This window comes from Escherichia albertii NBRC 107761 = DSM 17582 (genome assembly GCF_000759775.1).
Classification (GTDB): Bacteria; Pseudomonadota; Gammaproteobacteria; order Enterobacterales; family Enterobacteriaceae; genus Escherichia; species Escherichia albertii.
Genome location: NZ_BBMY01000009.1, coordinates 18,402 through 40,067 on the forward strand (window position 1 = coordinate 18,402; position 21,666 = coordinate 40,067).

The window sequence follows — 21,666 nt, forward strand, 5'->3', positions numbered from 1 at the left end:
CCTCCTCTCCTGAAAACCCTCGTGCTTTTGTGCGAGGGTTTTCTGAAATACTGCTGTTCTAATACCCTCGTTTTCAATATATTTCTGTCTGCATTTTATTCAAATCCCGGATATCCCTTCAGATATCTTTAAGGTTTTGTCGTTACATTCAGCGCTATTTTTTTCGAGACAGGTTTTTACTATGCATTCCACAGAAGTCCAGGCTAAACCCCTTTTTAGCTGGAAAGCCCTGGGTTGGGCACTGCTCTATTTTTGGTTTTTCTCCACCCTGCTACAGGCCATTATTTACATCAGCGGCTACAGCGGTACCAACGGCGTTCGCGACTCGCTGTTGTTTAGTTCGCTGTGGTTGATCCCGGTATTCCTCTTCCCAAGGAGGATTAAAATTATCGCGGCAGTAGTCGGCGTGGTGCTCTGGGCGGCCTCACTGGCCGCGTTGTGCTACTACGTCATATATGGTCAGGAGTTCTCGCAAAGCGTTCTGTTCGTGATGTTTGAAACCAACACCAACGAAGCCAGTGAGTATTTAAGCCAGTATTTCAGCCTGAAGATTGTGCTTATCGCGCTGGCCTATACAGCGGTAGCTGTTCTTCTGTGGACACGCCTGCGCCCGGTCTATATTCCATCTCCGTGGCGCTATCTGGTGTCGTTTGCACTGCTGTACGGTTTGATTTTGCATCCGATGGTGGTCAATTCCGTCATCAACCATAAACCTTTCGCGAAAACGCTAAATAACCTGGCTTCACGCATGGAACCTGCGGCTCCGTGGCAGTTTATTTCCGGCTATTATCAATATCGTCAGCAACTCTCTTCACTGACCCGGTTGCTTAACGAAAACGATGCATTACCGCCACTGGCAAACTTTAAAGATAATTCCGGCGATGCGCCGCGTACTTTAGTACTGGTGATTGGTGAATCTACCCAGCGTGGGCGTATGAGTCTGTACGGTTATCCGCGTGAAACCACGCCGGAACTGGATATGCTGCATAAAACCGATCCGAATCTGACTGTGTTTAATAACGTGGTCACTTCACGTCCGTACACCATTGAAATCCTGCAACAGGCGCTGACTTTCGCCAACGAAAAGAACCCGGATCTGTATCTGACACAACCGTCGCTGATGAACATGATGAAACAGGCAGGTTATAAAACCTTCTGGATCACCAACCAGCAAACGATGACCGCCCGCAACACCATGCTGACGGTATTTTCGCGCCAGACCGACAAGCAGTACTACATGAATCAACAACGCACGCAGAGTGCCCGTGAATACGACACCAACGTACTGAAGCCATTCCAGGAAGTGCTGAAGGACCCTGCGCCGAAGAAACTGATCATCGTTCATCTGCTGGGCACACATATCAAGTACAAGTACCGTTACCCGGAAGATCAGGGCAAGTTTGATGGCAATACCGATCATGTCCCGCCGGGATTGAACGCGGAAGAGCTGGAGTCGTATAACGATTACGACAACGCTAACCTGTACAACGATCACGTGGTTGCCAGCCTGATTAAAGACTTTAAAGCGACCGACCCGAACGGTTTCCTGGTTTATTTCTCTGACCACGGTGAAGAGGTTTACGACACGCCTCCGCACAAAACTCAGGGGCGCAACGAAGACAACCCGACACGCCACATGTACACCATTCCGTTCCTGCTGTGGACGTCGGACAAATGGCAGGCGACTCATCCGCGTGATTTCTCGCAGGATGTTAATCGTAAATACAGCCTGGCAGAACTGATCCACACCTGGTCAGATTTGGCTGGTTTATCTTACGACGGTTACGACCCAACCCGTTCAGTGGTGAACCCGCAGTTCAAAGAAACCACTCGCTGGATTGGTAACCCGTATAAGAAAAATGCGCTGATCGATTACGATACTCTGCCGTATGGCGATCAGGTGGGTAATCAGTAATTATCAGCCAGGTGCTCTTTGCCGGATGCGACGCTTGACGCGTCTTACCCGGTCGACAGATCGCGGCGGTAAGCCGGATTAGGCGTTTACGCCGCATCCGGCAATACAACTGCCGCAATGTTTACATCGAACTCCCATCAGGCCACGCTTTTCAGGTGGCCTTTTTTCCTAATGCCAGTTACTGTTTTCCCGTCTGCATATCGAAGGGAATAACATGTATCACGACGTCAGCTATTTGCTCTCCCGCCTGATAAACGGCCCGCTGCCGCTCCGTCAGATTTACTTTGCCAGCACTAATGGTCCGGTCCCCGATCTTGCGTATCAGGTTGATTTCCCACGACTGGAAATTGTGCTGGAGGGTGAATTTGTCGATACCGGCGCGGGTGCGGCGTTAGTTCCGGGCGATGTACTGTACGTCCCCGCTGGCGGCTGGAATTTCCCGCAATGGCAAACACCCACCACGACTTTTAGCGTGCTGTTTGGCAAACAGCAACTCGGCTTCAGCGTCGTGCAATGGAATGGCAAGCAATCTCAAAACCTGGCGAAACAGCACGTCGCCCGACGCGGCCCACGTATTGGTTCATTCTTGCTGCAAACACTCAATGAAATGCAAATGCAGCCGCAGGAACAGCAAACGGCCAGACTTATCGTCACCAGTCTGCTTAGCCACTGCCGCGACTTACTCGGCAGCCAAATCCAGACCGCTTCGCGTAGCCAGGCGCTGTTCGAGGCTATCCGCGATTATATCGACGAACGTTATGCCTCCGCGCTGACTCGTGAATCTGTCGCGCAGGCGTTCTACATTTCACCAAACTATCTCTCTCACCTGTTTCAAAAAACAGGCGCTATTGGCTTTAACGAATATCTGAACCACACGCGGCTGGAACATGCAAAAACGTTATTGAAAGGCTATGACCTGAAGGTAAAAGAAGTGGCGCACGCCTGCGGGTTTGTCGACAGCAACTACTTTTGCCGTCTGTTTCGCAAAAATACCGAACGCTCACCGTCGGAGTATCGTCGGCAATACCACAGCCAACTGACAGAAAAACCAACTACTCCAGAATAAGATGGGTTTGTTGCGGTGCAGAAAGCACTTTGCGCACTGCGCTCATTACTCGCTGTGGTTCCCGTAAAAACGCACTAATACCGCATTGCACATAGCGACAATGCTCGAATCGCTCCGCACCAGAAAGCTCGATATCGGTAATCAGCAGCGCCACATCAGCCCGACGAATATCTTCTTCCGATAAACGATTTTCAGTTCCCAGCGCGCCCTGCGTTTCGATGCTGACGCCCCACTTTTCTTGCTGGCACAACTTTTCCAGCCGTTCTGCCGCCATATAAGTATGCGCCACGCCGCTCACGCAGGCGGTTACTGCTACCAGGTATGCCATTTTTAACCTCCCACGGTAACCTGAAACCCGGCCCGTTCTGCCATTTCACGCATCGTTGCCACATCGGCTGACGACGGCGCAGCAACCTCTTTCATCGACCATGTTTTCCCCAGCAGGCGGTATTTCGGCTCGCCGTACTGGTGAAACGGCAACAGGTGGATCTGCCTGATATTCAGCGGAATCAACACATCCAGCGCTTGCTGCATATTTTCTTTAGTGAGTGTGTAACCGGGAATCAGCGGCAAACGAGGAATTACGTTGACGCCTTCGCTCACCAGCAAACGCAGGTTCTCCAGCACGCGTGGCAGGTTCATCTTCACTACCTGCCGCGCCTGGTTTGGGTCCATAATCTTTAAATCAAATAACACTTCATCGCACAATTTCGCCAGCGGTAACAGCTTGCTGGCTGGCGCGTCTCCGGCAGTTTCGATGGCGCATGACACACCCCATAGCCGCAGTCGTTGCAAAAAACGGGTGGCAAACTCCGCCTGCATTAACACTTCGCCGCCAGAAAGCGTGACGCCGCCGCCGGAGGTGCGAAAGAAAATGTCATCTTTCATCACTTCCCTCTCCAGCGCATCAAGACTGATATCACGACCAATCCGCTCAAATGCTCCAGAAGGGCATTCATCCGCATCACGCAAACATTTCGCGCAATGCAGACATTTCGACTCTCTGCGCACCGTCTGGATTTTGCCGGAGATCGATTCTGGGTTAGCACACCACGGACAAAGATGCGGGCAGCCTTTAAAAAAGACCACCGTGCGGATGCCTTCGCCGTCATTCAGCGAATAGCGCTGAATGTTGAAAATACGCGCCACGTCATCGCGGCGCGTTTCCACAACATTACAACTGATGCGCTGTCCGGCGGATGATGTCATCCTGGATCTCCTTTGACAATTCGACAAAGAAGGCGCTGTATCCGGCAACTCTCACCACCAGCCCGGCATAATCTTGCGGGCGTTGCTGCGCTTCCCGCAACGTGTCGGCATTCACCACGTTAAATTGAATATGTTGCAACTTAAGCTGGGTAAATGCCCGTAAGAAGTCGGCCAGTTTGCGTAATCCCGCTTCACCTTCCAGGGTTGCCGGAGTGAATTTCACGTTCAGCAACGTCCCGTTAGAAAGCAGCGTGTTATCCAGTTTACTGACTGACTTCAGTACTGCCGTTGGCCCTTGTGCGTCCTGGCCCAGCATGGGTGACAAACCACCGTCTGCCAGTTGCTCCCCGGCAAAACGCCCGTCTGGTGTCGCGCCAACCACCGCTCCCAACGGGACGTGAGCAGAAACGGTATACGACCCCGGCGTGAAGTAACCACCACGCGGGTTCTGATATTTTTCCACTTCTTTGCAGTAATGGCGCAACAGCTCGGCGCTGATGTTATCCACCTCATCGATATCGTTACCGTATTTCTCGAAGCGGTTAATTAAGCGAGCACGGATTTTTTCGCCCTCTGGCGTGGCGAAGTTGGCTTTTAATACCGACAACAACTCGTCAAAACTTAAACGCTGTTGTTCAAAAACCATCCCTTTCAACGCATGGAGAGAATCACTCAGGTTAGCGATACCGATCCCCTGTACGCCGGAGAAGTTATAACGCGCGCCACCGTCGGTAATATCACGGCCTTTTTCCAGGCAATCGCTGATAAACGACGAGAGCAGCGGCACCGGCGCCCAGTCACTGTGACCGATATCGCAAATATTGCTGCCCTCAACCATCAGGGTAATGTAGTGACTAATCTTGGTACGAATCTGCTCCAGCAAATCTTCATAAGTCAGCGCAGCATTGCCTTCATTTTCATGCAGGCAGATTTCCATCACTTTCAGCAAGTTAAACATCGCAATATCGTGCAAACCGTAGGTTCTGCCGGGAATAGATAATTCCACGCAACCCACTACGGAATAGTCGCGCGCATCTTCCAGCGAAACGCCACGGTTGAGGAACGCGGGCACCACCACTTCATCGTTGAAGATTTGCGGAATACCGGTGCCGAGGCGAATGGTTTCTGCGGTTTTCATCAGGAACGGTGTGTCTATCAAAGCATTAGTGCGCACGCCGAGGTTCGGTTGCGGTAATTGCACGCTCTGATAGGCATCGAGGCAAAGGAACGAAAGCACGTTCACCGCGCTACGTCCGTTCTCGGTTAAACCGCCGAGCAGTGCGGTATAGCCGGTCGGGAATCCTGCGAAATAACGCGCGCTGCTGGTGGAGCGCAACAGCACGATGTCGTTGCATTTCACCCATAAAGATTCGAGCAGTTCTTTCAGGAACGCCGGATCTTCGCCCTGGGTTAATGATGCCTGATAGAACGGCAACATATACTGGTCGAAGCGCCCCAACGACAGCGAGCTGGCGTTAGATTCGTATTGCAAAATGATGTTCATGTACCAGAATAACTGGCACGCCTGCCAGAAGGTCTGCGGCTTATGTTCGGCGTTATGGCGGGAGATCTCCGCAATGGTCAGTAACTCTTCGCGACGCTGAGCATCCGGGCAGTTTGCCGCCAGCGTTTCCGCCAGCCCGGCGTAACGCAAAATGTGTTTCTGCGAGGCTTTGAGCAATAACAGCGCCGCCTGATAAAAGTGATTCTCCGGCTGTTGCTGGCAATGTTGCTGCATCTGTGCCACCAGCTCACCCAGCCCGTGATTCAGCAAGCGCGGGTAATCAATAATGATGTGCCCCTGGCCTTTATCCGTCTGGTTGATGCTGAAAATCTGCGTGCTGGTCGCGGCTTTTACTTCATCCGTCATCTGACCGTTGATGAAATCTTTCATCGAGCGTTTTTCCCAGTACGGGAACAACTCTTCGCGGTAGGTACGTTTATCTTCTTCGCTAATAGCGAAACGGTCCTGCGGGCGCGTCGGGAACTGGTCCAGCTCTTTGAGCAGCCAGTAAGGGTCCATTTCCGGCGACATAATCCCGGCGCGCGGTTTCACCGTGCGGTTACCGGCAATCAGTTCTTCATCACGAATCGAAATTTCAACGTGTTCAAGGATATACGCTGTTGCTTTCGCCCGGCGCAATATCACCGGTTCGCCTTCGGTTTGCCGATGGCTGGCAGTATAAAGCAGCGCCCGCTCCAGTGAGATTTCACGGGTATTGGCAAACAGCGCAGTTTTAAGGCGAGAGATACGATTCGTCATGAAGAACTCCTCCAGGAAAGCGAACCCGCCCTTACGGGCGGGATAAGAACTTAAGCGGTTTGTGCCAGGTGAGCTTCAATTTTGCTCATGATGGCGTCAGCGCGTTTTACTGCGTCGCTGATGTTGACGCGCACGATGGTTTTTCCGGCAAAACGCTCTTCAAACTTAATGCCGATATCCTTAGTCAGAATCACCATATCGGCGCTCGCCACGTCTTCCGCAGTCAGCTCATTTTCCAGACCAATCGACCCCTGAGTTTCTACTTTCACTTCCCAGCCTTTGGCTTTCGCGGCGCTTTCCAGCGCTTCCGCCGCCATATAAGTATGGGCAACACCGGAAGGACACGCGGTTACTGCAATAATTTTCGTCATGGCTCGTTCCTCAATTAATTAATTTCAAAATCCAGATCCAGGTCGTCTTCTTTTTCATCAATTGAAGACCCATTTTTACGCGCCAGACTTTTCAGCACGTTTACGCAAACCGCGGTTACAACGGCGCCAACTGCGACAGCCGCGATGTAACCCAGCTTGCCTTCAACCACTGGCAACACAATCAGGCCCCCCCAACCGGCATAACACTGCGCCCCCACCAGCGCTGCGGTAACCGCTCCACACACAGAACCGATCATGATGGAAGGAATAACACGCAACGGATCGGCAGCAGCAAAAGGTATCGCCCCTTCGGTGACGCCAACACAGCCCATCACCAGCGCCGCTTTACCTGCTTCACGCTCTTCAGAAGAGAAATTTTTGCGCCCAATCAACGTCGCCAGCCCCATGCCCAGCGGCGGAACACAAATCCCTACAGCAGCAATGGCCACCACGGTATAAACACCCTGAGCGACGCAAATCAGCATGAACGCATAGGCCACTTTGTTGACCGGGCCGCCCATATCGAAGGCCAGCATCAGGCCCATGATCACCGCCAACATCACCACGCTGCCTTGCTGCATCCCCTGTAGCCACTGGGTCAGGCTGCTGGTCAATGCCCCTACCGGCTCGCCAAGCCCCCACATCATGACGCCTGCGGTAATCAGTGTGCCGACAATGGGAATAATGAAGATGGGCATCACCGAGCGCAGAACTTTATGCACCGGAATTTTCTTCAGGTAATGCACGACGATGCCGCCGATAATCCCGGCAATTAGCGCACCGAAGAAGCCTGCGCCAAAGCTGTTACCCACCCAGGCGCCGATGGCGCACGGGGCCAGCGCAGAGCGCTCTGCAATGGAATAACCGATGTAAGCCGCAAGGAAAGGCACCATCAGCGTCAAACCAGCCACGCCAATATCAAACAATTTTTTCAGATTCGGATCGGCTACGGCATCCGGTACCGCGCCTTTGCCATACAGCATGACGGAAACCGCCAGCAAAATACCGCCCGATACCACGAAAGGAATCATGTGTGAAACGCCCGTCATTAAGTGCTGACGGGTATTTTTCAGGATCTGTACCAACTCATTCATAAGCTGCTCCCGGGCTTGCGAAAGCCCATGTCCATATTTTTGATGGGAGAAACAATAGGCAATCGCAAGCAGGGCAAACAGTGGATAAAAAGGCCATTTACTGGACTTTTGTAATATCAGTACAAAAATGCGATCAGCCTCATAACTTGCGTTAACTCGGAATTCAAACGAGGCGTCGCGTCTTGTGAGGCGTGTCTCACTTTGACGGTTACATTACATTTGTCCAGTTTTTGGCAGATTTGTCACATGGCAGGCCGTCGCCGAGCGCTCTTATCCTGTAAGCAGAAAAGCGTAATGGGAGAGAGGCAATGGCCCTGATTGTGGAATTTACTTGTGAGCTGCCAAATGGCGTACATGCACGCCCGGCAAGCCACGTTGAAACGCTGTGTAATACTTTTTCATCACAGATTGAGTGGCACAACCTACGCACTGACCGCAAGGGTAACGCCAAAAGCGCTCTGGCGCTGATTGGTACCGATACTCTGATGGGCGATAGCTGTCAGTTACTGATTTCCGGGGCAGACGAACAAACAGCACACCAGCGTTTAAGCCAATGGTTGCGCGATGAATTTCCCCACTGCGATGCACCGCTGGCGGAAGTAAAATCTGACGAGCTGGAGCCGCTACCGATTTCACTGACTAACCTGAAGCCGCGAATTATTCGCGCTCGCTCCGTGTGCAGTGGCAGTGCAGGCGGCATTCTGACGCCGATCTCTTCTTTAGATCTCAACGCGCTGGGTAATCTTCCCGCTGCCGAAGGCGTTGACGCCGAGCAATCCGCGCTGGAAAACGGCCTGACACTGGTACTGAAAAATATTGAGTTCCGTCTGCTGGATAGCGACGGTGCTACCAGCGCGATTCTGGAAGCTCACCGATCATTAGCGAGCGATACCTCTTTACGTCAGCACTTACTGGCTGGCGTCAGCGCCGGATTAAGCTGTGCCGAAGCAATTATCGCCAGCGCGAATCACTTTTGTGACGAGTTTGCCCGTTCCAGCAGCAGCTACCTGCAAGAGCGTGCACTGGATGTACGCGACGTCTGCTTCCAGTTACTCCAGCAAATTTATGGCGAACAACGCTTCCCTGCCCCCGGAAAACTGACGCAACCCGCCATTTGTATGGCGGATGAGCTGACTCCCAGCCAGTTCCTCGAACTGGATAAAAATCATCTGAAAGGTCTGTTGCTGAAAAGCGGCGGCACTACCTCACACACAGTGATCCTTGCCCGTTCGTTCAATATTCCGACGCTGGTTGGCGTGGATATCGACACGCTTACTCCGTGGCAACATCAAACGATTTATATCGACGGCAACGCCGGGGCGATTGTAGTCGAACCGACAGACGCGGTAGCCCGTTATTATCAGCAAGAAGCCCGCGTGCAGGACGCCCTGCGTAAGCAACAGCGTGTCTGGCTAACCCAGCAAGCCCGTACCGCTGACGGTATCCGCATTGAAATTGCCGCGAACATCGCTCACTCCGTGGAAGCGCAGGCCGCATTCGGCAATGGTGCGGAAGGCGTCGGTTTGTTCCGTACTGAAATGCTCTATATGGATCGCGCCAGCGCTCCTGGCGAGAGCGAGCTGTACAACATTTTTTGTCAGGCGCTGGAATCCGCCAACGGTCGCAGCATTATTGTCCGCACTATGGACATTGGCGGTGACAAACCTGTTGATTATCTAAATATTCCTGCGGAAGCGAACCCGTTCCTCGGTTATCGCGCAGTACGTATTTATGAAGAATATGCGTCGCTGTTCACCACACAATTACGGTCGATCCTGCGAGCATCTGCCCACGGCAGCTTAAAGATCATGATCCCGATGATCTCCTCAATGGAAGAGATCTTATGGGTGAAAGAGAAACTGGCGGAAGCCAAACAGCAGCTGCGCAATGAACACATTCCGTTTGATGAGAAGATCCCTCTTGGCATCATGCTGGAAGTGCCATCGGTAATGTTCATCATCGATCAGTGCTGTGAAGAGATTGATTTCTTTAGTATCGGCAGTAACGACCTGACGCAATATCTGCTGGCAGTAGATCGCGATAATGCTAAGGTAACTCGTCACTACAACAGCCTGAATCCAGCATTCTTACGGGCGCTCGATTACGCCGTGCAGGCGGTGCATCGCCAGGGCAAATGGATTGGCCTGTGCGGTGAACTGGGAGCAAAGGGTTCCGTGCTGCCACTGCTGATTGGTTTAGGTCTGGATGAACTCAGCATGAGCGCGCCGTCGATTCCGGCGGCGAAAGCGCGGATGGCGCAACTTGATAGCAGCGAGTGCCGCCAGTTGCTCAACCAGGCGATGGCCTGCCGTACTTCACTGGAAGTGGAACACCTGCTGGCGCAGTTCCGCATGACACAACAGGACGCACCGCTGGTCACTGCCGAGTGCATCACGCTGGAAAGCGACTGGCGCAGCAAAGAAGAAGTGCTCAAAGGCATGACCGATAACCTGCTGCTGGCAGGGCGCTGCCGCTATCCGCGTAAACTGGAAGCCGACTTGTGGGCGCGCGAGGCCGTTTTCTCTACCGGACTGGGCTTTAGTTTTGCCATTCCACACAGCAAATCGGAACATATTGAGCAATCCACCATCAGCGTAGCACGTCTGCAAGCGCCAGTGCGCTGGGGCGATGATGAAGCGCAATTCATCATTATGTTAACCCTGAACAAACACGCCGCTGGCGATCAACATATGCGCATTTTCTCGCGCCTCGCTCGTCGTATCATGCACGAAGAATTCCGTAACGCGCTGGTTAACGCCGCCTCTGCCGACGCTATCGCCAGCCTGCTGCAACATGAACTGGAACTGTAAAAGGAAACATCATGGAACTGTATCTGGACACCGCTAACGTCGCAGAAGTCGAACGTCTGGCACGTATATTCCCGATTGCCGGGATGACAACTAACCCGAGCATTATCGCTGCCAGCAAGGAGTCCATCTGGGAAGTGCTGCCGCGCCTGCAAAAAGCGATCGGTGATGAGGGCATTCTGTTTGCTCAGACCATGAGCCGCGACGCACAGGGCATGGTGGAAGAAGCGAAGCGCCTGCGCGACGCCATTCCGGGTATTGTGGTAAAAATCCCGGTGACTTCCGAAGGTCTGGCCGCCATTAAGATGCTGAAAAAAGAGGGTATTACTACACTTGGCACCGCTGTATATAGCGCCGCGCAGGGGTTACTGGCCGCGCTGGCAGGCGCCAAATACGTTGCTCCATATGTTAACCGCGTAGACGCTCAGGGCGGCGACGGCATTCGCACCGTGCAAGAACTGCAAGCATTACTGGAAATGCACGCGCCAGAAAGCATGGTACTGGCGGCTAGCTTTAAAACGCCGCGTCAGGCGCTGGATTGTTTGCTGGCTGGATGTGAATCCATCACCCTGCCTTTAGATGTAGCGCAACAAATGCTCAACCCCCCTGCGGTAGAGTCAGCGATAGAGAAGTTCGAGCACGACTGGAATGCCGCATTTGGCACAACTCATCTTTAAAGGAGCAATTATGGACCGCATTATTCAATCCCCAGGTAAATATATCCAGGGCGCTGATGTGATTAATCGTCTGGGCGAATACCTGAAACCACTGGCAGAACGCTGGTTAGTGGTGGGTGACAAATTCGTGTTAGGTTTTGCTCAATTCACCGTTGAAAAAAGCTTTAAAGATGCCGGACTGGCGGTAGAAATCGCGCCGTTTGGCGGCGAATGTTCGCAAAATGAAATTGATCGTCTGCGCGGCATCGCGGAAACGGCTCAGTGTGGCGCCATTCTCGGTATCGGTGGCGGTAAAACCCTCGATACCGCTAAAGCGCTGGCACACTTTATGGGCGTTCCGGTAGCCATTGCCCCGACCATTGCTTCAACCGACGCGCCTTGTAGCGCACTTTCCGTTATCTACACTGATGAAGGCGAGTTTGACCGCTATCTGATGCTGCCAAACAACCCGAATATGGTTATTGTCGATACTAAAATCGTCGCGGGCGCGCCTGCACGTCTGTTAGCAGCGGGTATTGGCGACGCGCTGGCAACCTGGTTTGAAGCGCGTGCCTGTTCCCGTAGCGGCGCAACCACCATGGCGGGCGGTAAATGTACTCAGGCGGCGCTGGCACTGGCTGAACTATGCTACAACACTCTGCTGGAAGAGGCCGAAAAAGCGATGCTCGCCGCCGAACAGCATGTGGTAACCCCTGCACTGGAACGCGTGATTGAAGCCAACACCTATTTGAGCGGCGTTGGCTTTGAAAGCGGTGGTCTGGCTGCGGCACACGCGGTGCACAATGGCCTGACTGCAATTCCAGATGCACATCACTATTATCACGGTGAAAAAGTGGCGTTCGGTACGCTGACGCAACTGGTTCTGGAAAACGCGCCGGTTGAAGAAATTGAAACCGTCGCTGCACTTAGCCACGCTGTTGGCCTGCCTATTACGCTGGCACAACTGGATATTAAAGAAAACGTCCCGGCGAAAATGCGGATTGTGGCAGAAGCAGCATGCGCAGAAGGTGAGACTATCCACAACATGCCTGGCGGCGCAACGCCAGATGAAGTGTATGCAGCATTGCTGGTGGCTGACCAGTACGGCCAACGTTTCCTGCAAGAGTGGGAATAACCTACGCCAAACTCCCGGCTTGTCCGGGAGTTTGAACGCAAAACTGCCTGATGCGCTACGCTTATCAGGCCTACGTAATCTCTGCAATATATTGAATTTGCATGCTTTTGTAGGCAAGATAAGGCGTTCACACCGCATTTGGCACCCTATCCAGGTAATCTGAAACGCCCACGTTGTTCGGGAGTTTTTTATCCGCTTCTGGACATTTTATCTACAGAACAATCGTTAGCCCGGAAGGTCGAATCTGTGAGTATTATTTTCACGGACGAAACAGATGAAAGTTTCACTGGCGTTGGTCAGCCTTCTGATGGCATTTACCAGCCACTCCTTAAAATCCCCCGCTGTTCCACCAGCGGTGGTACAAATCCAGGCCAACACCAACCTTGCCATCGCAGACGGTGCCAGACAGCAAATTGGCAGCACGCTATTTTACGACCCCACATATGTGCAGCTTACCTATCCTGGCGGTGATGTCCCGCAGGAGCGCGGCGTATGTTCCGATGTGGTGATCCGCGCCCTACGCAACCAGAAGGTGGATTTGCAGAAACTGGTTCATGAAGATATGGCAAAGAATTTTGCCGATTATCCGCACAAGTGGCAGTTAAAGCGCCCGGACAGCAACATCGATCACCGTCGGGTTCCTAACCTGGAAACCTGGTTTACCCGCCACAACAAAACACGCCCCATCAGTAAAAATGTCGGCGACTATCAACCAGGCGATATCGTCTCCTGGCGATTAGACAACGGACTGGCGCACATTGGCGTGATTTCAGATGGTTTTGCCCGTGACGGCACGCCGCTGGTGATACATAACATTGGTGCAGGCGCGCAAGAAGAAGACGTGCTGTTTAGCTGGCGAATTGTCGGGCACTATCGCTATTTTGCTCGCTAAGCAATAGCACCCAATGGATGGCCTCTTCAGATTCTTTTTACGTTGGTGGATTCTTTTCTCTTCCGACTCACCAGCGCCAGTGCCAACACAATCAGCACAATACCGCTGCCTTCAACTGTGCCGGGATTCTCGCCGAGCAGCCACCAGGAAAAAAGCACGCCGCAAACGGGAACCGCCAGCGTACTTAAGCTGGCGATACTGGCAGGTAAGTTTTTCAAAACAAACAGCCATAAACTCCAGGCCAGCGCCGTCGCCAGAATCGCACTGTAAGCCAGCGCCCAGAATACGGTCGGTTGCCAGTCAATTTCACGTTGCGGCACCATCAATGCCACTACGCTCATCACCAGTGCCGCATAAAGCATCTGCCAGGCGGTTAAGGATAATAAATCCACACGTGGATGGCGGGCGTAAAGGCGTTTCGCGACAATGGCGCTCGCGCCCCAACTGACGCCGGAGAGGATCGCCAGGATAGCGCTTTTCATCGAAGAGAAATCAAGTTGCCACGGTTGTAACACCAGCAATAATCCAACAGCAGCAATCAAAATCGCCAAATATTGCCCACGTCGCAGTCGTTCACCGAGAAACAACGCCGCGAAAATCACTACCCAGAACGGCATGGTATAGCTAAGAATAGCCACCTTCCCCGCTCCGCCGCTCACCAGCGCCCATTGCGCCAGACCAACCATCCCACAGGTTTGTAACAGAGCAATGGCTAAGGTGTATTTAAATGGTGTTGGGCGCATTCCGCGTCCACGTAACAAAAGAACGATGAATAGAACGAGAGCGCCGAAAATGCAGCGTAAGGCCGTAAAGTCAAAGGCACCGATATAGCTGGTGACTTGCTTCATGAAAATCCAGCTATAACTCCAGATAAGCGTGAGCACAACCAGGCCACTAATTGCCAGTGGGTTGCTCTTTCCTGCGGCAGACATGAGAGATCCAGTGTGTAGTTTTCCTGCGGACACTATACGCTGGTAAAGAAACTTCAGCGACTGCCATCAAGCAGTCGCTGAAGGAGATCAGATTACAGCAGGTCGAAACGGTCAAGGTTCATCACTTTCACCCATGCCGCAACGAAGTCTTTCACAAACTTCTCGTGGGCATCGCTGCTGGCGTAAACTTCTGCCACAGCGCGCAGGACGGAGTTAGAACCAAAGACCAGATCCGCACGGCTGGCAGTGAACTTCACTTCGCCAGTTTCACGGTCACGGCCTTCGAACAGCTCTTTCGATTCGTCGGTCGCTTTCCACTCATAACGCATATCCAGCAAGTTCACAAAGAAGTCATTGCTCAATACGCCCACGCGGTCAGTGAAGACGCCGTTTTTGCTGCCATCGAAGTTGGCGCCCAGTACGCGCATCCCGCCCACCAGCGCGGTCATTTCCGGCGCGGTCAGCGTCAGTTGCTGTGCTTTATCGATCAGCAAAGATTCTGTTGTAGCTTCACTCGCACCAGCACGATAGTTACGGAAACCATCAGCGACAGGTTTGAGCAACTCAAACATTTCAATATCAGTTTGATCCTGGCGTGCATCTACACGACCCGGCGTAAATGGCACATGGATGCTGACGCCTGCCGCACTTGCCGCTTTCTCAACGCCAACCACACCTGCCAGTACGATAACGTCGGCCAGAGAAGCGGTATTCGTTGATTTCTGGATTTTCTCCAGAATTGGCAGTGCACGAACCGCTGCGGCGTTAACATCCCAGTCGCGCTGCGGCGCTAATGCCAGACGTGCACCGTTGGCGCCACCGCGTTTGTCGCCACCACGGAAGGTAGAAGCAGACGCCCAGGCGACCGACACCAGCTCACTGACCGACAGACCAGAATCCGCAATAGCGAATTTCAGATTGATAATGTCTTGCTCGGTCGGATTGTAGGTCGGCTGCGGCAGCGGATCCTGCCAGATCAGATCTTCTTTCGGTACTTCCGGTCCGATGTAACGAGATTTCGGCCCCATATCTCTGTGCGTCAGTTTGAACCACGCACGGGCAAAGGCTTCGTTAAACGCTTGCGGATCATTAAGGAAGCGACGAGAGATCTTCTCGAACTCAGGATCAAAACGCAGCGTCAGGTCGGTTACCAGCATTGTCGGTTTACGTTTCTTCGACGGATCGAACGGATCCGGGATGATTTCCGGTGCGTCTACCGCTTCGAACTGGATTGCGCCAGCCGGGCTGCGGGTCTGTACCCACTCATACTTGAACAAGTTTTCGAAGAAATAGTTGCTCCACTGGGTCGGCGTTTGCGTCCAGACGACTTCCAGACCCGAGGTGATGGCGTCTGCGCCAACGCCGCTGCCAAAATCACTTTTCCAGCCTAAGCCCTGGTTTTCAATCGGCGCAGCTTCTGGATCCGGGCCAACGTGTGTTGCCGGACCTGCGCCGTGAGTTTTACCCAGCGTATGACCACCGGCGATCAGCGCCACGGTCTCTTCATCGTCCATCCCCATGTTGCCAAAGGTTGCACGAATAGCTGATGCCGCTGAAAGCGGTTCGCCGCTGGCATTTGGTCCTTCCGGGTTGACGTAAATAAGCCCCATTTCAGTTGCTGCTAACGGGCGTTTTGCCAGTTCTTCCGGGTTACGGTGAGCAAGCCAGGTTTTTTCATCACCCCAGTTCACATCGAGATCCGGTTCCCAGACATCTTCACGACCAGCACCGAAACCAAAGGTACGGAAACCGGAGTTTTCCAGTGCGACGTTACCCGCAAGGATAAACAGGTCGGCCCAGGAGATTTTCTGACCATATTTCTGTTTGATTGGCCACAGCAGGCGACGCGCTTTATCCAGGCTGACGTTATCAGGCCAGGAGTTGAGCGGAGCAAAACGTTGCTGACCACGCCCGGCGCCGCCGCGTCCGTCGATGGAACGGTAAGTACCTGCGCCGTGCCATGCCATACGAATAAACAGACCCGCATAGCTGCCCCAGTCTGCCGGCCACCACGGTTGAGATTCTGTCAGCAATGCTTTCAGATCTTTTTTCAGACCATAGTAATCTAACTTGCTGAATTCTTTGCGGTAGTCAAAGTCCTCGCCCAATGGGTTAGAACGGTTTGAATGTTGGTTTAACAGGTCAACACGGAGTTGTTTTGGCCACCAGTCATGAGTGGTTGTTCCCGCACCTGCGCTCTGATCATGGCCGCCCTGATGGAACGGGCATTTGCCAGTGGCTGTTGTGTTATGGATGTCGTCTGACGTACTCATCAATGTGCTCCCCTCTACAGTGTTACCGTTACGATACACAGCGTTAGAGAGAAGTTATAATTGAATTAATCCACGGATGCGATAGTTGGGATCTTACATACCATTAGTTAAAGAGATGTAGATCAAATTGATCGTGAATAAGTTTTTTGCAATATATCCGAATACGGACAAATGCTTTATAAAAAGGGATTTTCCCGCTTTATTCTCCCTTGTCCTTCAAGGATAACGGGAGGAAAAGCGGGTCAATGATTTTGAATTTCCTGTCCTCAATACGAGGAGCTAATTTGTGCTCTGTTTAAATTTTGTGATCGCAGTGTGATTTTTACAAAAGCCAAAATACCTATACCCCCGGACGCACACCCAGCGTATGGCAAATCGCATAACTCATTTCCGCACGGTTAAGCGTATAGAAGTGGAAATCTTTCACTCCTTCACGGCTTAAAATCTTCACCATATCCATGGCAATATTCGCGCCCACCAGCTTGCGGGTTTCTGCGTCGTCATCCAGACCATCAAACATTTGCGCCATCCACGCAGGAATGCGCACGTTGGTCATATCGGCAAACTTCTTCGCCTGTTTAAAGTTAGAAACCGGCAAAATGCCCGGAATAATTTCCACATCAATACCCGCAGAGACACAACGGTCGCGAAAACGCAGGTAACTCTCGACATCAAAGAAGAACTGGGTGATAGCGCGGTTAGCTCCGGCATCCACTTTACGCTTCAGATTGAGCAGATCCGCCTGAGCACTTTTCGCCTCTGGATGTACTTCAGGATACGCCGCCACCGAGATATCGAAATCTGCCACTTCTTTTAACAGCGTCACCAGGTCTGCGGCGTACATTTCTGGCTTACCGCTTTCTGGCGGCAAGTCGCCACGCAGCGCCACAATATGGCGAATGCCGTTATTCCAGTAGTCACGGGCGATGGTGCGCAGCTCGTCGGGCGTCGCATCAATGCAGGTGAGATGCGGCGCAGCTTCCAGACCTGTGCGCTCTTTAATACCTTTAATAATACTGTGCGTACGGTCACGTTCACCGGAGTTCGCGCCATAGGTCACCGATACAAACTTCGGCTTCAGACTGCTAAGACGATCGATGGAGTTCCACAGGGTTTGCTCCATTTCACTGGTACGCGGCGGGAAAAACTCGAACGAAACGTTAATCTGTCCCTGGACTTCTGCCAGGCTCTGATTCAGGGCATCCCGCTGGCTGGCGTGAAAAAAGCTCATACCTTACCTCATCAATCGCTTGTCGTTATATGTTGTGTTGCGAACATCTATCCATTTAGACGTCCAGATGTAAAGATGAAGGAAAAGCCGAGGAGCGTCAACCAAAAAATGGGCAATGATGGTGAGGAAAAATCAGAGAAGATGAGAAAAATTCAGGATGCAGGCCAAAATCCCTCGTAATAGAAACGCCAGGATATGTTCTTTTATTAAGATAATTATTTATCTAATTACTCCCCTATTCATAGGCACAACGTATGTTAAACCGTGAGATTTTAAGATTATATCAATAGTCACTCTCATATGGATAATGATAGCTTGATAGCGTCAAACTATTTTCTGGAAGAATAACCCATGTACCTTAATACTCAAACTCAGTACAATAAGTTAAATAAAGATGAAAAGAAAAATTTATTACTGCAAAAGCTGGCATCTCTAACAGACTTTACTTTTGACAGAATAGAGACATTCTCCGCATTTGGGCAATCTACTGAAACGGGTATTTTTAAGTATAAAGATGGCAGTGAGTTTGTTGTTGTCCCCGGAGATATAGCAATATTAGGTTGGGACGCCAGCCTTAATGATATGGATGACCAAACAAAACAAGAATTTGAGGAGATGTTCGAACCAGAAAAATTAAATTTGAATAATTATCTCACTGATTCTTGCACACCTGTCAGAAAAGTCATTATTTCTCCAATGCTCGTTGAAAGAAACGTGCACGCTAAACTAAGCTGGAAAGAGGTTTCTCTGACTGACTCTCGCATCACAGAAAATCATATGTTACAAGAATTTCTATCTGATTACATGAAGAAAACTAACCCTGGGATTCACGAATTAAATGACACGTTGAAATTACAATATAAAGATGAAAGATTATTGGTACATATCTATGAAATAATCAGTTATCAGGAGTTGATTCAAGAAATACAAAAATCAGGCTTTGATCTTCCTGGAGAAGATGAGTGGGAATATTTATGTGGAGGCGGCTCCAGAACACTCTGGCGTTGGGGAAATAGCTTCGATTATAAAATGAAAATCCCTTTTATAACATCAGAAGAACCTACAACCTGGGATATAGAATGGCCGAATCAATTTGGATTGAAGATCGCGTTCAACCCCTATATTCAGGAAATCATTAATGACAAAGATACTCTTTTGAAAGGTGGCGATGGTGGATGTAATCTCTGCGGGGGAGCCAATATTGCATTAGGTTTCTTACCGGTAGCGACGTATTATAAAGGATACAACAAACATACAGATGAATTAGATTATATAAACGACATTGGCGGAAATTATACGTCTTATCGCCGGATAATTCGGTTGTAAATGGGAACATAATAAACAAATAAAATAAGGAGCTAACTTCCGCTAACTCCTTATTAAAGATTTTAAAGCAACTGCGCCAGACGATTAATATCCGACTGAATCGCCCCGGCGGTGACGTCGCGCCCTGCGCCAGGTCCGCGGATCACCAACGGATTATCGCGATACCAGCGGCTTTCGATGGCGAAGACGTTATCGCATGGCAGCAGTGATGCCAGCGGATGGTCTTCACGCACGGCTTCCACACCAACACGCGCTTTGCCGTTGGCATCAAAACGCGCCACGTAGCGCAGCACCAGCCCCATTTCGCGGGCCGCTTCCAGTCGTTGCACCATCTGCTCGTTCAGTTCATCGCCGTTCTCAAAGAAGTGATCGATGCTACCGCCTTCGCAATGGGCTGGCACAAGCGACTCCACGCGCACCTGGTCCGGTTCGATATCGTAACCTGCTTCACGCGCCAGAATCACCAGCTTGCGCATCACGTCTTTGCCGGAAAGGTCATCACGCGGGTCAGGCTCGGTTAAGCCCTGCTGCCATGCCTGATCCACCAGTTCGGTAAACGGTACGCTGCCGTCGAATTGCAGGAACAGCCAGGAGAGCGTGCCGGAGAAGATCCCGCTGATCGACAAAATAGTATCGCCACTGTCGATCAGATCGCGCACGGTGTGGTTGATCGGTAAACCTGCACCGACGGTGGCGTTATACAACCAGTGACGCCCGGTTTTTTCGAACGCGTCGTGGATCTGGCGATATTTGTTGCTGTCGCTCGCTCCCGCCAGCTTGTTGGCACTGATGACGTGGAAACCGTGGCTGGCGAAATCGAGGTATTGATCTGCCAATTGCTGACTGGCAGTAACATCCAGCACCACTAAATCATCATACGGATGGGCACACATCCACAGGAACAGTGACTCTTCATCCTGCTCAACAGCCTCATCATTGAAGAAGGCTAACGCGCGGCTGGCGTCCAGTCCTTCATAGCTCAGCAGACTACGGCGGCTGTCCACCACACCTGCCAGCACAAATTCAAATCCGGTACGCGCAGAGAGCGTGCTCTGTTCACGAGCGAACAGCTCCAGCCAGCGGGAACCGATATTGCCTTTGCCGAACAGCACCAGACCGATGCGTTTTTCCGCGCGGAAGACGGACTGATGTAGCCCCTGAATCAGACTTGCGGTCGGACCGGTGCGCAGTACCGCCACCAGACTGATACCGTCATCCGACTGCCAGGTAAATTCGACCGGCTGACCTTTCAGTTGCTGCCAGAAACGGTGGCAATGCAGCGGATTACGGGTGACCCCTGCCCCAACCATCGCCACCAACGCCAGCCCCTGACGCAAACGCAGTTCGCCAGGTAATCCTGCTTCGTCGAGGATTTTCAGTGCACTGTCGGCGACTTCTGAGGTGTAGCAAAATTGCAGCAACTGGCGGTCGTTGTGTACGCCCACTGCCAGTGGACGTACCTGCGCGCGTTTCAGGATCTGGTCGATTTCTTTATGCGCCAGTTTGAAATCCTGGCTGGCTGGCACCTGAAACTCAATCAAACAGACATCATCATGACTGGTAACAATACGCGCGCCAGTACCGGAGGCCAGCACACGTTCAATGCGCGTGGAGCCTTGATCCGGCGTGTAGCTACAGCGCAGTTGCAGATCGATTTCGCTGCCAGAAACGGGCTGTAAGGTACGGGCATGAAGAACGGGGGCCGCCAGACGCGCCAGTTCGCTGGCTTCATCAAGACGCAGCAACGGCAGCAGGCAAGCATCTTTCACTTTACGCGGGTCGGCACTATATACCCCGGCAACATCGCTCCAGATGGTTACGCGGGAAACGCCCGCCAGCGCACCGATTTGCGTTGCCGAATAGTCGGAACCGTTGCGCCCCAGCAGCACCGTTTCCCCCGCATTGTTGCGGCTGATAAACCCGGTCACCACCAGACGTTTGCCCGGATGTTGCACCAATAATTGTTGCAGCAACGGATAAGAAAGCCCTTCATCAACCTGTGGTTGCGCGGCGCGTTCAGCGCGTAAAAATTCGCGGGCATCAAGCCAGGTCGCAGGCAGTCCTTGTTGGTTAAGTACCGCAGACATCAGGCGCGCCGACCACACTTCACCGTGCCCCACCACTTCTGCATATACCGCGTCAGTGATACCGCTGTCGAGCAGCGCCGCCAGGCGCTCAAGATCGCTGACAAAGGCGCTAATGAGGCTATCGGCTTCTTCGGCGGGTAACAGGCCGCTAATCAGATCGCACTGATAACGACGTAATGTTTGTTGAACCTGATGCGCAGAGAGACGATCGGTCTGGCTGAGTTTCAACCAGTTAATCAACTGGTTAGTGGTGCTACCGGCGGCAGAAACCACCATCATATCGTCGGGCTGAGAGTACTCCGCCATAATGCCCGCGACGCGTAAATAACACTTCACATCAGCCAGACTACTGCCACCAAATTTATGCAGTTGACGACCTTTCGCCCCTGCCTGCGCAATCACACTCATT

At 52.0% G+C, this 21,666-nt stretch carries 16 protein-coding genes; 7 read left to right on the forward strand and 9 right to left on the reverse strand.

The window, feature by feature from the left end:
- Nucleotides 1-181 precede the first annotated feature (181 nt).
- Together EA14781_RS02830 and EA14781_RS02835 are read left to right on the forward strand one after the other, a co-directional pair.
- A complete protein-coding gene (locus EA14781_RS02830; protein WP_000556324.1) occupies nucleotides 182-1,915 on the forward strand; it encodes a phosphoethanolamine transferase CptA in 1,734 nt (577 codons plus the stop codon).
- 214 nt (nucleotides 1,916-2,129) lie between these two features.
- Nucleotides 2,130-2,981, forward strand: coding sequence for an AraC family transcriptional regulator (locus EA14781_RS02835; protein WP_000274604.1), 852 nt, complete (start codon nucleotides 2,130-2,132; stop codon nucleotides 2,979-2,981).
- Here the strand turns inward: EA14781_RS02835 and EA14781_RS02840 are convergent.
- From EA14781_RS02840 to EA14781_RS02860, 5 genes are read right to left on the reverse strand one after another with little or no spacing between them, the layout of a single operon-like run.
- On the reverse strand, nucleotides 2,968-3,309 hold the full coding sequence (locus EA14781_RS02840) for a PTS fructose-like transporter subunit IIB (protein WP_000323856.1): 342 nt from the start codon (nucleotides 3,307-3,309) through the stop codon (nucleotides 2,968-2,970). The genes EA14781_RS02835 and EA14781_RS02840 overlap by 14 nt on opposite strands.
- A 2-nt stretch (nucleotides 3,310-3,311) precedes the next feature.
- Nucleotides 3,312-4,190 (reverse strand): [formate-C-acetyltransferase]-activating enzyme, encoded by an 879-nt coding sequence (locus EA14781_RS02845; protein ID WP_000204118.1) that lies wholly within the window; start codon nucleotides 4,188-4,190, stop codon nucleotides 3,312-3,314.
- A complete protein-coding gene (locus EA14781_RS02850; protein WP_000184848.1) occupies nucleotides 4,156-6,453 on the reverse strand; it encodes a formate C-acetyltransferase in 2,298 nt (765 codons plus the stop codon). The genes EA14781_RS02845 and EA14781_RS02850 overlap by 35 nt, the downstream gene beginning before the upstream one ends.
- Before the next feature lie 50 nt (nucleotides 6,454-6,503).
- A complete protein-coding gene (locus EA14781_RS02855; protein ID WP_000161265.1) occupies nucleotides 6,504-6,824 on the reverse strand; it encodes a PTS fructose-like transporter subunit IIB in 321 nt (106 codons plus the stop codon).
- 14 nt (nucleotides 6,825-6,838) lie between these two features.
- Nucleotides 6,839-7,918 (reverse strand): PTS fructose transporter subunit EIIC, encoded by a 1,080-nt coding sequence (locus tag EA14781_RS02860; RefSeq protein ID WP_001004474.1) that lies wholly within the window; start codon nucleotides 7,916-7,918, stop codon nucleotides 6,839-6,841.
- A gap of 308 nt (nucleotides 7,919-8,226) precedes the next feature.
- On the opposite strand from EA14781_RS02860, the gene ptsP reads away from it, so the two are divergent.
- The 4 genes from ptsP to EA14781_RS02880 all read left to right on the forward strand — a co-directional run bounded on the left by ptsP (nucleotide 8,227) and on the right by EA14781_RS02880 (nucleotide 13,408).
- The gene (ptsP, locus tag EA14781_RS02865; RefSeq protein WP_001185171.1) at nucleotides 8,227-10,728 is read left to right on the forward strand and encodes a phosphoenolpyruvate--protein phosphotransferase; all 2,502 of its coding nucleotides are present in this window, start codon (nucleotides 8,227-8,229) and stop codon (nucleotides 10,726-10,728) included.
- An 11-nt stretch (nucleotides 10,729-10,739) separates the two neighbouring features.
- Nucleotides 10,740-11,402: a fructose-6-phosphate aldolase gene (gene fsa, locus EA14781_RS02870; RefSeq protein ID WP_000424827.1), complete on the forward strand. Its 663-nt coding sequence runs from the start codon at nucleotides 10,740-10,742 to the stop codon at nucleotides 11,400-11,402.
- A gap of 10 nt (nucleotides 11,403-11,412) precedes the next feature.
- Nucleotides 11,413-12,516 carry a bifunctional L-1,2-propanediol dehydrogenase/glycerol dehydrogenase gene (gene gldA, locus EA14781_RS02875; protein WP_000373981.1) on the forward strand — a complete coding sequence of 368 codons (1,104 nt, stop codon included), beginning with the start codon at nucleotides 11,413-11,415 and terminating at the stop codon, nucleotides 12,514-12,516.
- A gap of 274 nt (nucleotides 12,517-12,790) precedes the next feature.
- Complete coding sequence (locus EA14781_RS02880) at nucleotides 12,791-13,408, forward strand: DUF1287 domain-containing protein (protein ID WP_000868778.1); 618 nt, start codon at nucleotides 12,791-12,793, stop codon at nucleotides 13,406-13,408.
- A gap of 26 nt (nucleotides 13,409-13,434) precedes the next feature.
- Here the strand turns inward: EA14781_RS02880 and yijE are convergent, their stop codons facing one another.
- From yijE to metF, 3 genes are all read right to left on the reverse strand, one after another.
- Complete coding sequence (gene yijE, locus EA14781_RS02885) at nucleotides 13,435-14,340, reverse strand: cystine transporter YijE (RefSeq protein WP_001271253.1); 906 nt, start codon at nucleotides 14,338-14,340, stop codon at nucleotides 13,435-13,437.
- 92 nt (nucleotides 14,341-14,432) lie between these two features.
- Nucleotides 14,433-16,613 carry a catalase/peroxidase HPI gene (gene katG, locus EA14781_RS02890; RefSeq protein WP_002460646.1) on the reverse strand — a complete coding sequence of 727 codons (2,181 nt, stop codon included), beginning with the start codon at nucleotides 16,611-16,613 and terminating at the stop codon, nucleotides 14,433-14,435.
- Nucleotides 16,614-16,953: 340 nt separating this feature from the next.
- Complete coding sequence (gene metF / locus EA14781_RS02895; RefSeq protein WP_000007528.1) at nucleotides 16,954-17,844, reverse strand: methylenetetrahydrofolate reductase; 891 nt, start codon at nucleotides 17,842-17,844, stop codon at nucleotides 16,954-16,956.
- A 351-nt stretch (nucleotides 17,845-18,195) separates the two neighbouring features.
- On the opposite strand from metF, the gene EA14781_RS02900 reads away from it, so the two are divergent.
- Entirely contained in the window at nucleotides 18,196-19,170 is a 975-nt protein-coding gene (locus EA14781_RS02900) for a hypothetical protein (protein ID WP_000281211.1), read from the forward strand.
- 62 nt (nucleotides 19,171-19,232) lie between these two features.
- Here the strand turns inward: EA14781_RS02900 and metL are convergent, their stop codons facing one another.
- Nucleotides 19,233-21,665 (reverse strand): bifunctional aspartate kinase/homoserine dehydrogenase II, encoded by a 2,433-nt coding sequence (metL, locus tag EA14781_RS02905; protein ID WP_000110799.1) that lies wholly within the window; start codon nucleotides 21,663-21,665, stop codon nucleotides 19,233-19,235.
- Between the last annotated feature and the right edge of the window lies 1 nt (nucleotide 21,666).